Annotated in this window: 13 protein-coding genes; all 13 read left to right on the plus strand. The window is 36.1% G+C overall.

What is annotated here, in order from left to right:
* Positions 1-18: 18 nt before the first annotated feature.
* The 13 genes from BN3326_RS12650 (at position 19) to BN3326_RS12710 (ending at position 12,595) form a co-directional block, all read left to right on the plus strand.
* The gene (locus tag BN3326_RS12650; protein ID WP_069999611.1) at positions 19-921 is read left to right on the plus strand and encodes a LysR family transcriptional regulator; all 903 of its coding nucleotides are present in this window, start codon (positions 19-21) and stop codon (positions 919-921) included.
* Positions 922-1,338: 417 nt separating this feature from the next.
* Positions 1,339-2,421 (plus strand): sporulation integral membrane protein YtvI, encoded by a 1,083-nt coding sequence (ytvI, locus tag BN3326_RS12655; RefSeq protein WP_069999612.1) that lies wholly within the window; start codon positions 1,339-1,341, stop codon positions 2,419-2,421.
* Entirely contained in the window at positions 2,418-3,260 is an 843-nt protein-coding gene (locus BN3326_RS12660) for a fumarate hydratase (RefSeq protein ID WP_069999613.1), read from the plus strand. The genes ytvI and BN3326_RS12660 overlap by 4 nt, the downstream gene beginning before the upstream one ends.
* A gap of 14 nt (positions 3,261-3,274) precedes the next feature.
* Positions 3,275-3,826 (plus strand): Fe-S-containing hydro-lyase, encoded by a 552-nt coding sequence (locus tag BN3326_RS12665; protein ID WP_069999614.1) that lies wholly within the window; start codon positions 3,275-3,277, stop codon positions 3,824-3,826.
* 29 nt (positions 3,827-3,855) lie between these two features.
* Positions 3,856-4,818 (plus strand): signal peptide peptidase SppA, encoded by a 963-nt coding sequence (gene sppA, locus BN3326_RS12670; RefSeq protein ID WP_083258699.1) that lies wholly within the window; start codon positions 3,856-3,858, stop codon positions 4,816-4,818.
* A gap of 105 nt (positions 4,819-4,923) precedes the next feature.
* Positions 4,924-5,583 carry a hypothetical protein gene (locus BN3326_RS12675; protein WP_069999615.1) on the plus strand — a complete coding sequence of 220 codons (660 nt, stop codon included), beginning with the start codon at positions 4,924-4,926 and terminating at the stop codon, positions 5,581-5,583.
* Positions 5,584-5,611: 28 nt separating this feature from the next.
* Complete coding sequence (locus BN3326_RS12680) at positions 5,612-6,172, plus strand: glycerol-3-phosphate responsive antiterminator (RefSeq protein ID WP_069999616.1); 561 nt, start codon at positions 5,612-5,614, stop codon at positions 6,170-6,172.
* Between the two features lie 243 nt (positions 6,173-6,415).
* A complete protein-coding gene (glpK, locus tag BN3326_RS12685) occupies positions 6,416-7,927 on the plus strand; it encodes a glycerol kinase GlpK (RefSeq protein ID WP_069999617.1) in 1,512 nt (503 codons plus the stop codon).
* Positions 7,928-8,109: 182 nt separating this feature from the next.
* Complete coding sequence (locus tag BN3326_RS12690; RefSeq protein WP_069999618.1) at positions 8,110-9,537, plus strand: NAD(P)/FAD-dependent oxidoreductase; 1,428 nt, start codon at positions 8,110-8,112, stop codon at positions 9,535-9,537.
* A gap of 12 nt (positions 9,538-9,549) precedes the next feature.
* A complete protein-coding gene (locus tag BN3326_RS12695; RefSeq protein ID WP_069999619.1) occupies positions 9,550-10,806 on the plus strand; it encodes an NAD(P)/FAD-dependent oxidoreductase in 1,257 nt (418 codons plus the stop codon).
* A complete protein-coding gene (locus BN3326_RS12700; protein ID WP_069999620.1) occupies positions 10,799-11,152 on the plus strand; it encodes a DUF1667 domain-containing protein in 354 nt (117 codons plus the stop codon). The genes BN3326_RS12695 and BN3326_RS12700 overlap by 8 nt, the downstream gene beginning before the upstream one ends.
* Positions 11,153-11,260: 108 nt before the next feature.
* Positions 11,261-12,190 carry a M23 family metallopeptidase gene (locus tag BN3326_RS12705; protein ID WP_069999621.1) on the plus strand — a complete coding sequence of 310 codons (930 nt, stop codon included), beginning with the start codon at positions 11,261-11,263 and terminating at the stop codon, positions 12,188-12,190.
* 12 nt (positions 12,191-12,202) lie between these two features.
* On the plus strand, positions 12,203-12,595 hold the full coding sequence (locus tag BN3326_RS12710; RefSeq protein ID WP_069999622.1) for a bactofilin family protein: 393 nt from the start codon (positions 12,203-12,205) through the stop codon (positions 12,593-12,595).
* Positions 12,596-12,798 lie beyond the last annotated feature (203 nt).

Consider the following 12,798-nt stretch of genomic DNA (forward strand, 5'->3'; position numbering starts at 1 on the left):
AAATATAAGGAGAACCTTATGGATATCAAAAATTTTAAAACATTTAAAAGAGTAGCGGAAAGGGGGAGTTTTACAAAAGCAGCCCAGGATTTAGGCTATGCACAGTCTACGGTCACTTTTCAAATCCAAACCATTGAAGATTATTATGGAAAACCTCTCTTTAATAGAATAGGAAAAACCATTGAAATTACGCAATTTGGGCAGAGTCTGCTTGAACACATTGGAAGTTTGTTAAATACTTATGAGGTTATTGAAAAATATTCAACATCCGAAAATAAACCAAGGGGTGTTATAAAAATAGGCGCTCCAGAATCTTTGATGATGTATAGATTGAGAGATATCATTAAGGCATACAAATGTACATATCCTGAGGTAGAAATGATTATTATTAATGATCAATGTTGTAATCTTAGGGAAAAATTAAGTACTGGAGATTTGGATGTCAGTTTTCTGGTACAGCCTAAATATACTTATTCACATCTTCAAACCCTATTGTTAAAGCAAGAAGGCATGTGCTTAGTAGCACCTTATGACTATAAAGGGGATGATTTTTTGCCTGATAATTCACAGATGGTCTTATTTACTGAAAAAGAATGTACCTATCGTGAAGTATTCAACAACTATCTGCAGAGTCACCATTTTTATCCAACAAATAGTTTAGAAACTGGAAGTGTAGAAGCAATAAAAAAATATATTGAATGTGGACTAGGCATCTCCTACTTACCATACTATGCTGTTGCAGAAGAGGAAAAACAAAAGAAATTTAAAATAAAAAGATGGGATTCACCTATTACTTTCTATACACAAATAATCTATCATAAAAATAAATGGTTAAATCCTGCTTTAAAAGCGTTTATTGATTTGTGCATTTCTCATGCTAAAAGGTGGGAAGAGATAGGGGAGCGAGATGAAAATTTATAATAAACGCTATTTAACGACAAAATTATATAATAAATAGCAATATACTACTTCTTTTGTTCACAATTTATTTACAAATTAGTCTAAAAAAATACAAAAATGCGTGATAATATGTTAGTGAACGGAAAATTAATTATTTAGATACATAGGTATGTAAATAATAATAGAGATAATTATGTTACTTTATTCCCCTAAACCCTAAATAGATACGTGTAAACAGTTTACATAAATCTAAACTCCCCTAAATACGTTTTAATTAAAGTAGGATAATTAACTCTAATAGCAAACCCTTACAAAACTCTATTTTAGCACCATATTCCCCAAATATGGTGTCTTTTTTTGTGTTCTTTTATTATATTTTGAAGGATGTACTAAATATTCCATTTATATGATATATTATATGAAGGAGGGGATAGAGGCATGCTTGAGCAGAAAATAGAAGCTTGGTATAAAAAAATAGGTAAAAACCTGCTTGTTTTTGGAGTGATATGCATTCTGGCATATACCATTATAAGATTCAAGGTATTTAGTCTTATGGCACCTTTTATAATAGCGTGGTTATTTGCAAGTTTGTTAAACCCGGTAGTAACATGGTTAAATAGAAAATTGCAGATTCCAAGAGCCATAGGGGCTATATTCAGCATGCTTACGATCCTTAGTGGTATTTTGTGGATTATAATCATAGTCATTAAACAATTATGGTATCAAATCATTACATTTTCGGCTACATTCCCTGAATATAGTAAAAAGCTCACGGAAGGTATTAAGCTATTAGAAGATAAGATTGGGAGTTTTTCCAATTTAGATAATGTAGTAGAACAAATGCTAAGCGGAATCAGTACTTTTCTCACCGCGCGGATTCCAAATGTATATCACGCAATTATTAAAGTTCCCAATATGCTTATTTTTATTATTGTTATGTTGATAGCGACTTTTTTTATGACAAAAGATTATTATGAGATCAAAGCGTTTATAAAAGCACAGCTTTCAGATACGATTAGTGAGAGACTAGCGGTGATGCAAAAAGGAATGCTCGGGGCGCTGGGGGGATATATTAGGACACAAGTTATACTTATGTCTATTACCTTTAGTATTTGTTTGACGGGTTTATTAGTATTTCGTATCAGCTATGCGCTGCTTATTAGTTGTATAATAGCTTTAATAGACGCTCTGCCTGTATTTGGAAGCGGTAGTATACTTATACCCTGGGCAGTTTATCATATTATAGTAGGAGATTATATGATAGCTGTCGGTCTTCTAGGTATATATGGTATTATATTTGTCATGAGGCAAATTATGGAGCCTAAAATTTTATCTCATCAAATAGGCCTTTACGCTTTAGTTACGGTTATGGCGATGTATATAGGCTATAAAGTAATGGGTGTATTTGGACTTGTTTTAGGACCTGTTATAATGGTTATTGTTAAGACACTTCAAAATGTAGGGCTTCTGCCCAAGTTTAAACCTATAAACGATAAAGAACGTAAGGAGAATCACCGATGAAAAGTATCTATTTTAACGAAATAGCTGCTGCAGTAAAGCAGCTATGTATTGAATCTAATTATTATCTGCCTGAAGACTTATACCAAGCGCTTAAGCGTGCAAAAGAAGAAGAAATAAGTCCTGTTGGCAAGGACATTTTAAAAGATATCTGCAAGAATGCGGATATCGCTAAAGAGGAAAATATCCCTATATGTCAGGATACAGGAACTGCTGTATTTTTTGTTAAGTTAGGGCAAGATGTTCATATAGAAGGCGGTTTGTTAGAAGAAGCCATTAATGAAGGCGTAAGACGTGGCTATAAAGAAGGTTACTTAAGAAAATCTATTGTAGAAAATCCACTGTATAGAAAAAATACAGGAGATAATACTCCGGCTATCATACACTATGAAATAGTTAGCGGAGATGAGCTGGAAATACTTATCGCGCCTAAGGGCGGCGGAAGTGAAAATATGAGCAAGGTCTATATGCTGACTCCCGCGCAAGGTGTAGAAGGGATAAAAAAGGCGGTTATAGAAGCGGTAACACTTGCAGGGCCTAATGCTTGCCTGCCAGTAGTAGTGGGCGTTGGTATAGGCGGAAATTTTGAAAAATGTACGCTTCTTGCAAAAAAAGCTTTAACGCGGGACATAGGTTTATCAAGTACAGATGTGCGTATGGCACAGCTTGAAAAAGAATTAATGGAAGAAATCAATGCTTTAGGCATAGGACCACAGGGACTTGGCGGAAGGATAACAACACTTGCCGTACATGTAGAAGCCTATCCTTGTCATATTGCCTCCATGCCCCTTGCTGTTAATATGGGGTGCCATGTCAACAGACATAAGATGATTAAGTTATAAGAGGGAGACTAAATATGGATAAAAAGATACAAGTACCTATTACAAAAGAAGAAGCTAGAAGCCTGAAAGCTGGAGAGAAACTGCTTCTTAGCGGTATTATTTATACAGCAAGAGATGCAGCCCATAAAAGGATAATAGAAGACCATGCACAGGGGAAGCCACTGCCGATTGATATGAAGGATATAGCCATCTATTATGCCGGGCCAGCACCAGCTAAACCAGATCAGATTATAGGCAGCTGCGGACCAACAACAAGTGGCAGGATGGATACTTATGCACCACAACTTATGGCATGGGGACAGACTATGATGATTGGTAAAGGTCTTAGAAATCAAGCTGTTATAGATGCCATGCAAGAACATGGGGCTGTTTATGTAACGGCTATTGGAGGTGCGGGGGCACTTCTTAGTAAGTGTGTTACACAGATGAAATGCATAGCTTATGAGGATTTAGGCGCTGAGTCTATTTATGAGTTAGTGATAAAGGATTTTCCGGTTATAGTAACTATTGACAGCGCGGGCAATAATTTATATGTAGAAGGAAAAAAAGCCTATCATAAAAGTTAAGTTAGATTTAAGGAGGTAAGTATATTTATATGGGAACTGAAAAGAAAAAAAATAATGTGGCATTAATAATAGGGATTATTATTCTAAGTATCATGTTCTTTGTTATAGTATGGGGGATGATATTATCACGGTTTATTGGCCGGGTAGGAAGTGCTGGGCTTAATAAAATACCAGGAAATGGCAGGGCTTCAATAGAGGTGATCTATGTAGAAGGGACTATAGGAGAATCGGGATCTATTTTTAGTGAACCAACCTATAAACATAGATGGACTATTGAGCAGATTGATGAGCTTATGTATAGTCCAACCAATCAAGCTATTTTGCTCTATGTAAATTCTCCGGGCGGAGGGGTATATGAGTCGGATGAACTTTACCTTAAGCTTAAAGAATATAAAGAAGTTACCCAGAGGCCTATCTACGCTTACATGGCACAAACAGCAGCTTCAGGCGGCTACTATATTTGTATGGCAGCAGATAAAGTTTATGCTAATCGTATGACGATGACTGGATCTATTGGGGTTATTATGTCTACAATAGACACAAGTGAGCTTGAACAAAAAATAGGGATCAAGACAGAAAATGTTGTATCAGGCAAAAATAAGGCTATGGGAAATCCGCTTACCGAAGAACAAAGGCAAATCCTTCAATCGATGGTAGATGAAACATATAACATGTTCGTAGAGATTGTAGCTGAAAATAGAAAAATGGATTTTGATAAAACAAAACAATTGGCTGATGGACGAGTTTATACGGCAAGTCAAGCTAAAGAGCTTAATTTAATAGATGCAATTGGCAATTTTGATACAGTAATCTCAGACTTAAAAACAGATTATGGACTTGAAGATGCGGATGTTTATGATGTAATTAATGAACGGAGTTTTTTTGATGAACTTTTTAGTGTTATGGGTAAAAATACTAAGTTATTGAATGAGTTTAATATAATCAAAGAATATATAGAGCATAGTCAAAAGAGTAAGTTAATGTATTACTAAAACCTGCTTTTGATTTTTTAGAAAAATTATGTTAGATTAATAAAAGAGGGCATAGAAACAATTGCATAATCGTATGATTAAATGTGATCTAAGAGGGGGGCCTAAATGGATACATTTGTTTATGTTATATTGTCTCGGACACCGACACGGGTAGGGCGGATGATTAGATATTGTACGCATTCTGAATTTAATCATGTATCAATTAGCTTAGATGCTAATATGTTAGAGATGTATTCGTTTGCTAGACTATCAGCTAAAAATCCTTTAGTTGGAGGAATGGTTAAAGAAAATCCTTATCGCTTTTCATTAGGTAACAAACAAGATGTTAATGTTAAAATATATCGTATACCTGTTACAAACGAGCAATATAATCAGATAAGCTCTTTTATATATGATACTTATACAGATGATGAGAAGTATTATTACAATTTAATAGGTATTTTTAATGTTTTATTTAAAAGTAATCTTCAAGTTTATAAAACTTATATCTGTACTGAGTTTGTTTCAGAGGTCTTTAAACAAGGCGGCATCAGCCTCTTACAAAAGAGGTGTAACACTGTATCCCTTAAAGATTTTGAATCTAGTCTAGAGCCTTTTATGTTTTATCATGGTAATTTATATGATTATCCTGATCTCGCACATATGTATGAAGAAGAGAGTATCTTTGAGAAAGATGACTTCTTTCTAAGAAAAGGTGTTCGAAGAGAAATCGTTAATACCTTTACTGTCTTAGCTATTTTAATTGATAGATTTCATGTAAGTTAAAGTTTCAGATAATGGAGATAACGAGACTATGATTGATTTTAAAATGCTTCTTGATGAAAATCCAGTGATTGCAGCTGTAAAAAATGAGTCAGAACTTGATAAAGCCTTGCAGACGGATGTGGGTATTATCTTTGTGCTTTTTGGAGATATTTTGTCACTGAAGAGACTTTCGGATAAGATTCATCAAGAAGAGAAGATAGGGATTATACACCTGGATTTAGTTGAAGGGTTATCGAGCAAAGAAATTGCTATTCAGTATATTAAACAAGGAACAGTTTTTGATGGGATCATTAGTACAAAACCTAAGCTGATACAAGCTGCAAAAAGCGAAGGACTTATTGCTGTTCAGAGAATATTTGTTTTAGACGGGATTTCACTTGCTAATGCAAAACAGCATTTTGCACCGCAGTGTGATGCCATAGAAATGCTGCCGGGTATTTTGTTTAAAATTATAAGAGAACTATGTGGAGCAACACGCAAGCCGCTTATAGCAGGAGGTCTTATAGCGAGTAAAGAAGATGTGATTGAGTCGCTTAAGGCAGGGGCAGCTGCCATATCAACTTCCAAAGAAGAAATCTGGGATATGTAGAAGATCTGAGAATTGTTGCGCAAATAATGTGGTGAAAAAATTGACTTTGTTAATAAGAAATTGTATAATTTAATTAATACTATAACGGTGCACAGAGATATGAAGAGATGCGCAAAAATAACTTATTATTTTTGCGCATTTTTTACGTTCTAAGAGGTATAAAATGATACAATATACTAAAAACAATAGTAAGAGAGGGGGATTTAGCGAATGGTATGGGTTTAACTTTTCGCTAAAATAAAAATGGCAAAATATATTATAGCATTAGACCAAGGGACAACCAGCTCAAGAGCTATTATATTTAATCATGATCAACATATAATAGGGATAAGCCAGAGGGAATTTACTCAAATCTACCCTAAGGAAGGCTGGGTTGAGCATGATCCTATGGAGATCTGGGCAACGCAGTATGGGGCACTTCAGGAAGTTATGGCAAAGGCTAATATGACACAAGAAGATATTGCTGCCATAGGCATCACCAATCAAAGAGAAACAACGATAGTCTGGGATAAAGAAACAGGTGTACCGATTTACAATGCCATTGTATGGCAGTGCAGGAGAACGGCGCACTTGTGCGAGCAGTTAAAAGAAGAGGGATTAGAGGATTATATTCAAGAAACAACGGGGCTTGTATTGGATGCTTATTTTTCAGCAACTAAAATTAAATGGCTTCTAGATCATGTAGAAGGGGCCAGAAAGCGTGCCAAAGAAGGTAAACTTTTATTTGGAACAGTAGATACCTGGCTTATATGGAAACTTACAAATGGTAAGGTACATGTGACAGATTATACCAATGCTTCAAGGACCATGCTTTTTAATATTAAAACACTCAAATGGGATGATAAGCTTTTACAAAGATTAGATATTCCAAGTGAAATGCTTCCAGAGGTTAAAAACTCATCGGAAGTATATGGTTATGCTAATCTTGGCTCTAAAGGTGGCGTGAGAGTCCCGATAAGCGGCGCTGCGGGAGATCAACAAGCCGCGCTTTTTGGACAGGGATGTTTTGACAAAGGAGATGTTAAAAATACTTATGGTACGGGTTGTTTTGTACTTATGAATACGGGAGAAGAGTTAGTAAAAAGCCGTAATGGACTTCTTACCACCATTGCTGTTGGACTTGAAGGTAAAGTACAGTATGCGCTTGAGGGGTCTGTATTTGTTGGTGGCGCAGCGGTACAGTGGTTAAGAGATGAGCTGAGATTTGTTAATGATTCATGTGATACAGATTATTTTGCGAGCAAGGTTACAGACAGTGGCGGCGTCTATGTGGTGCCAGCCTTTGTAGGTCTTGGGGCACCCTACTGGGATGCGTATGCTAGAGGCAGTATTTTTGGGATGACAAGAGGCACTAACAGAAATCATATTATAAGAGCCTCTCTTGAAGCTATTGCTTATCAAAGCAGAGACGTTATTGAAGCGATGATAGAAGATGTTGGCCATGGTATTAATAGTATTAGGGTAGATGGTGGTGCAAGCCGCAATAATTTCTTAATGCAGTTTCAAGCAGATATTACTGGAGCAAAGGTCGTAAGGCCTATAGTTGTAGAAACGACAGCTTTGGGGGCAGCGTATCTTGCTGGGTTTGCAGTAGGGTATTGGAAAGACAAAAAAGAGATTCAAGATGCATGGCGGATTGATAAAACGTTTAGCCCTAGTTTGGAAGAAGGTAGAAGAGATAAGCTTTATAGAGGATGGAAAAAAGCCGTTAAGAGATCTATGGCATGGGAACTTGAAGATAATGATGAATTGTGATATAATCTATTTAACAAAATAAAATGTGCGTGAGAAAAAGAGCCAAGCACAAAAGAGACACTGAATAAGTGTGTTTCTTTTGTGCTTGGCTCTTTTTGTTTTGAAATAGGAAAGTGCGTGTGTTTTTTGCACGCTTTCTTGTAGGAGATAATATAACACTTAGAAATATAGGAGGAATAGATATGTATGATGTAGCGATAGTTGGAGCAGGTGTAATCGGAGCAAGTATATTCAGAGAACTTACAAAGTATAACCTTAAAGTCATTATCTTAGAGAAGGAAAATGATGTGGCTATGGGAACCACCAGAGCAAATTCAGCTATTATCCATGCAGGGTATGATCCAGAAGAAGGAACGCTTATGGCGAGGTACAATGTAGCGGGGAGCGAGCTTTTTGGGGAACTTTGCAAGGCATTAGACGTTCCTTATAAGCAAAATGGATCGTTGGTTATAGGATTTAATGATGAGGATATGACAACTTTACGTAAGCTATATGAAAATGGTCTCAAAAACAAAGTAAAGGGGATAGAGCTATTAGGCCCAGAGGAGACCTTGAAAAAAGAGCCTAATTTATCATCAGATATAAAAGGGGCGCTTTATGCACCCACGGGAGCTATAGTAGGACCTTTTGAATATACAATAGCACTTATAGAAAATGGGATAACAAATGGCGGTGAATTAAAAACACGTGCTGAGGTTATAGCGATTAATAAAAATGATGAAAGATTTACATTGACGCTTAAAGATGCGTCTCAAGTACAGTGTAAGTTTGTTGTGAATGCAGCAGGTGTTTTTGCAGATAAGGTGCATAATATGATCTGCCAGCCAAGCTATAAAATTCTGCCAAGAAAAGGTGAATACTTTGTACTGGATAAAAATCAAGGGACAGCTGTGAGTCATACTGTATTTCAGTGTCCAGGAAAAATGGGTAAAGGGGTATTGGTCAGTCCCACAGTACATGGCAATTTAATTGTAGGCCCAAGTTCTCTAGACCTCATGGACCGAGAAGATGTAGGCGTTACATCTGAGGGACTGAGTTTGGTGCAGGAGGCAGCCATGAAAACCACAGCGTACATTAATTATAGAGAAAATATTAGAAATTTTTCAGGGCTGCGTGCTATTTCAGACAGAGAGGATTTTATCGTAGAAGAGGCTTCTGTAAAAGGATTCATAGATGCAGCGGGTATGAAGTCACCAGGATTATCGGCAGCCCCAGCTATTGCACTGGATGTAGTGGAGATGCTAAAGCAAAGAGGTCTTCCGGATAGTCTGAAAAAGGATTTTAACCCAATACGTAAGCAAATAAGGTTTATGGAGCTTTCAGAAGAAGAAAAAGCTGAACTTATTAAAAAAGATGCAAGATACGGCAGAGTTATTTGCAGATGTGAAGGGATCACAGAGGGGGAGATTATAGATAGTATCCAAAATGTAACTGGTGCCACGACAGTTGATGGGGTAAAAAGGAGATGCAGACCAGGGATGGGCAGATGTCAAGGTGGATTTTGTGGACCGCGGGTACAAGAGATCCTTGCAAGGGAGCTAAATGTTAGGCTTGAAGATATTATGCTAGACAAAGAGGGTGCGTACATTTTAACAGGGAAAACAAAATAAGGAGGATTAGCTATGACATATGATTTAATAGTAATAGGGGGCGGGCCAGCCGGGCTTGCAGCAGCTTATGAGGCTTATAATAGGGGTGTTAAAAGTATAGTGATTATAGAAAGAGAAAGAGAACTAGGCGGTATACTTAATCAGTGTATACACAATGGCTTTGGGCTTCATACATTCAAAGAGGAACTTACGGGTCCAGAGTATGCCCAAAGGTTTATTGATAAAGTTACTGATACTTCTATAGTCATTAAGCTTGATACTATGGTATTAGATATAAAGGGAAAGACTGTTCATGCTGTAAGCTCAGAAGAGGGTTATATGCAGATTGAAGGAACAGCAATCGTGCTGGCTATGGGATGCAGAGAAAGAACAAGAGGGGCAATTAATGTACCAGGTCACAGGCCTTCTGGGATATTTACTGCTGGAGCAGCCCAACGCTATATCAATATAGAAGGTTATATGGTAGGAAAAGAAGTAGTTATCTTAGGTTCAGGTGATATAGGCCTTATTATGGCAAGAAGAATGATGCTAGAAGGTGCTCGGGTAAAGGCTGTAGTTGAGCTGATGCCTTATTCAAATGGTCTTAATCGTAATATTGTTCAGTGCTTAGAAGATTACGATATTCCTTTGTATCTTTCTCATACTATAACGCATATCATAGGGCAAAAGCGCTTAGAAAAGGTAGTGATCTCTAAGGTAGATGCAAATAGAAAACCTATTCAAGGTACAGAAAAAACCTTTGAGTGTGATACACTTTTGTTATCTGTTGGTTTGATTCCAGAAAATGAACTCTCGAAAAATGCAGGACTTGAGATAGATACAAGAACAAATGGGCTCGTTGTAAGTGAGACGATGCAAACTTCTAAAGAAGGGATTTTTGCATGTGGCAATGTGCTGCATGTACATGACTTAGTAGACTTCGTAACAGAAGAGGCACAAAATGCAGGAAAAAATGCTGCAAATTATATAAAGGGTAAGCATCAAGAAGGAAGAAGTATTCAGGTTATTAATGGAGAGGGGATTACGTATACAGTACCACAGTGCATTAACCTATCTCATGAAGAACCCATTAAATTATTTATGCGCGTTAATAAACCTTATCAGCATCAGAAAGTTGTAGTAAGGTGTGAAGATCAAGAGATCGCATCTTTTAAAAAGAAGATTCTTTTACCGGCAGAGATGCAGAGTATTGTGCTTACAGAAAGACATCTGCAGGCAATTACGGGAGATATTGTTATAGAACTCACGGAGGTGGATCATCATGCTTAAAAAAATAACGTGTATTGTTTGTCCGATAGGATGTACACTTGAAGTGAATACGGAGAATAAAGCAGTAACGGGTCATGGCTGTAAAAGAGGAGAGGTATATGGGGTAGAAGAGGTCACAAATCCTACAAGGGTCATTACAACAACAGTAAAGCTTAATAATAGTATATATTCTATGATTCCGGTAAAAACTAGCGGAGGCATTCCCAAAAACTTAAATTTCAGATGTATAGAAGTTTTAAATACAATAGAGGTTGATGCCCCTGTGAAAGTGGGCGATGTTATCGTGAAAAATCTTTTAGATACAGGTATAGATGTTATTGCTACAAGAACTATTTTAGCTAAATAGCATGTTGAAACTTAGATTGAATTATTGTACAATTAATCTAGCTTGAAAAAATCATCTCAACTTTTATATGATGTTGTAAGAACAGTGTAAAAGGAAGGACAGATATCTGTGTTTTATAATACAAAAGAGAAGATAAAAAAATATAATATTATTATTATTCCAGAAAGAGGAAGCCAAACTAAAAAAGTAAGTCTCTCAAACTTATGGATTAAAGGTATGGCTTCTTTGGTGTGTTTAATAATTATTGTTATTTCGGCAAGCATTTATATCTTTTCAAATCGTTATCAAAATTTTAGCCAGGATTCCATGACTTTAAAAATGAAAAATGAATATATTAAAAATCTAGAAAAAGAAAATAAAGCTAAAGAAGAAAAGCTTCAGGATTACAAAGTATATCAAGACGCAATTAATGATAAAATGGAAAAGATAAATGATTTAGAAAAAGATATCAAAGATAAATTGGATAAAAGCCATTTTTTAAAAGAATCAAATGCATCAAATGATATGACCATCAGAGAAAGTCAGTCGATGGCTGTGAATATGAGTATTCAGCAGAGTGACAGGCTTTCTATTGAGGCGATAGATGATAAAATAAAATCTCTTATGGCTATAAATGAAGAGCTGGACATAGTACTCGAAAAAGAACAATATATACCTTCTTTTATACCGGCTAAGGGCAGAATTACAAGCTATTTTGGTTCAAGGGAAAATCCTTTTACGAATAGAGGCGAAGAAAATCACTCTGCAATAGATATTGCAAATGATTATGGAACTGAAATTCATGCTACGGCAAAAGGCAGAGTAGTTTATGCAGAATATAAAGGAGGATTTGGAAATGTTGTTTGTCTAGATCATGGCAATGGCCTTACAAGTCTGTATGGACATGCCTCAAAGCTTTTAGTTGAGCCGGGAGAGACCGTCAAAAAGGGACAAGTGATAGCACTTATGGGTTCTACAGGCAGATCTACAGGCCCTCACGTTCACTTTGAACTTAGAAAAAATGAAGTACCTATTGATCCAATAAGAATATTTGAGTAAGGAGAGAAGCGTATGTTTGGAGATTTAAAGGGAACGAGTAAAGAACAACAAAAATTAGTTAGAACTGATGTAGGCACGCTGATAGATACAACGGCATCCTTAAAAGGTGACATTGTAACAGAAGGGAATTTAAGAATAGATGGGAAATTTGAAGGGAACATCATTCAGGCTAGAGATGTTGTAGTAGGAGAAGGGGGCTTTATACAAGGGGAAGTAAACTGTGAAACGATGGTTATCTATGGTACGGTTAAGGGCAATATTAAGTGCCAAGGACTTGTGGAAATTGCACCTGTTGGTAAAGTTTTTGGAGATATGGAAGTGAAGAGTATCTCGATAAAAGAAGGTGCTGTTTTTGAAGGCAAGAGTATCATGAATCAAAATCAGACACAACTAGAAATAGAATAAAAGCAATCTTAACAAGCTGTAGAGTAATGAACTCTATGGCTTTATTTTTTATGTTATAAATAGTAGTAAAAAATTATCAGAAAAATATATATAAATAGCACAAAGTATTTAACAATTAAAATTTTAAAAAAAGAAAAAAGCTTCAGAATACTGTGTTGCATAAATATGCAAGGAATGATACAATTTTTTTAGCATATTAAATT

The organism is Cellulosilyticum sp. I15G10I2 (assembly GCF_900095725.1).
Taxonomy (GTDB): Bacteria; Bacillota; Clostridia; order Lachnospirales; family Cellulosilyticaceae; genus FMMP01.

Excerpts from the sequence above, each read along its gene's own strand:
- BN3326_RS12680 (WP_069999616.1), top strand. The coding sequence starts at position 5,612 with ATGATTGATTTTAAAATGCTTCTTGATGAAAATCCAGTGATTGCAGCT.
- BN3326_RS12675 (WP_069999615.1), top strand. The coding sequence starts at position 4,924 with ATGGATACATTTGTTTATGTTATATTGTCTCGGACACCGACACGGGTA.
- BN3326_RS12650 (WP_069999611.1), top strand. The coding sequence starts at position 19 with ATGGATATCAAAAATTTTAAAACATTTAAAAGAGTAGCGGAAAGGGGG.
- ytvI (WP_069999612.1), top strand. The coding sequence starts at position 1,339 with ATGCTTGAGCAGAAAATAGAAGCTTGGTATAAAAAAATAGGTAAAAAC.
- sppA (WP_083258699.1), top strand. The coding sequence starts at position 3,856 with ATGGGAACTGAAAAGAAAAAAAATAATGTGGCATTAATAATAGGGATT.
- BN3326_RS12665 (WP_069999614.1), top strand. The coding sequence starts at position 3,275 with ATGGATAAAAAGATACAAGTACCTATTACAAAAGAAGAAGCTAGAAGC.
- BN3326_RS12695 (WP_069999619.1), top strand. The coding sequence starts at position 9,550 with ATGACATATGATTTAATAGTAATAGGGGGCGGGCCAGCCGGGCTTGCA.
- BN3326_RS12710 (WP_069999622.1), top strand. The coding sequence starts at position 12,203 with ATGTTTGGAGATTTAAAGGGAACGAGTAAAGAACAACAAAAATTAGTT.
- BN3326_RS12690 (WP_069999618.1), top strand. The coding sequence starts at position 8,110 with ATGTATGATGTAGCGATAGTTGGAGCAGGTGTAATCGGAGCAAGTATA.
- glpK (WP_069999617.1), top strand. The coding sequence starts at position 6,416 with ATGGCAAAATATATTATAGCATTAGACCAAGGGACAACCAGCTCAAGA.
- BN3326_RS12700 (WP_069999620.1), top strand. The coding sequence starts at position 10,799 with ATGCTTAAAAAAATAACGTGTATTGTTTGTCCGATAGGATGTACACTT.
- BN3326_RS12660 (WP_069999613.1), top strand. The coding sequence starts at position 2,418 with ATGAAAAGTATCTATTTTAACGAAATAGCTGCTGCAGTAAAGCAGCTA.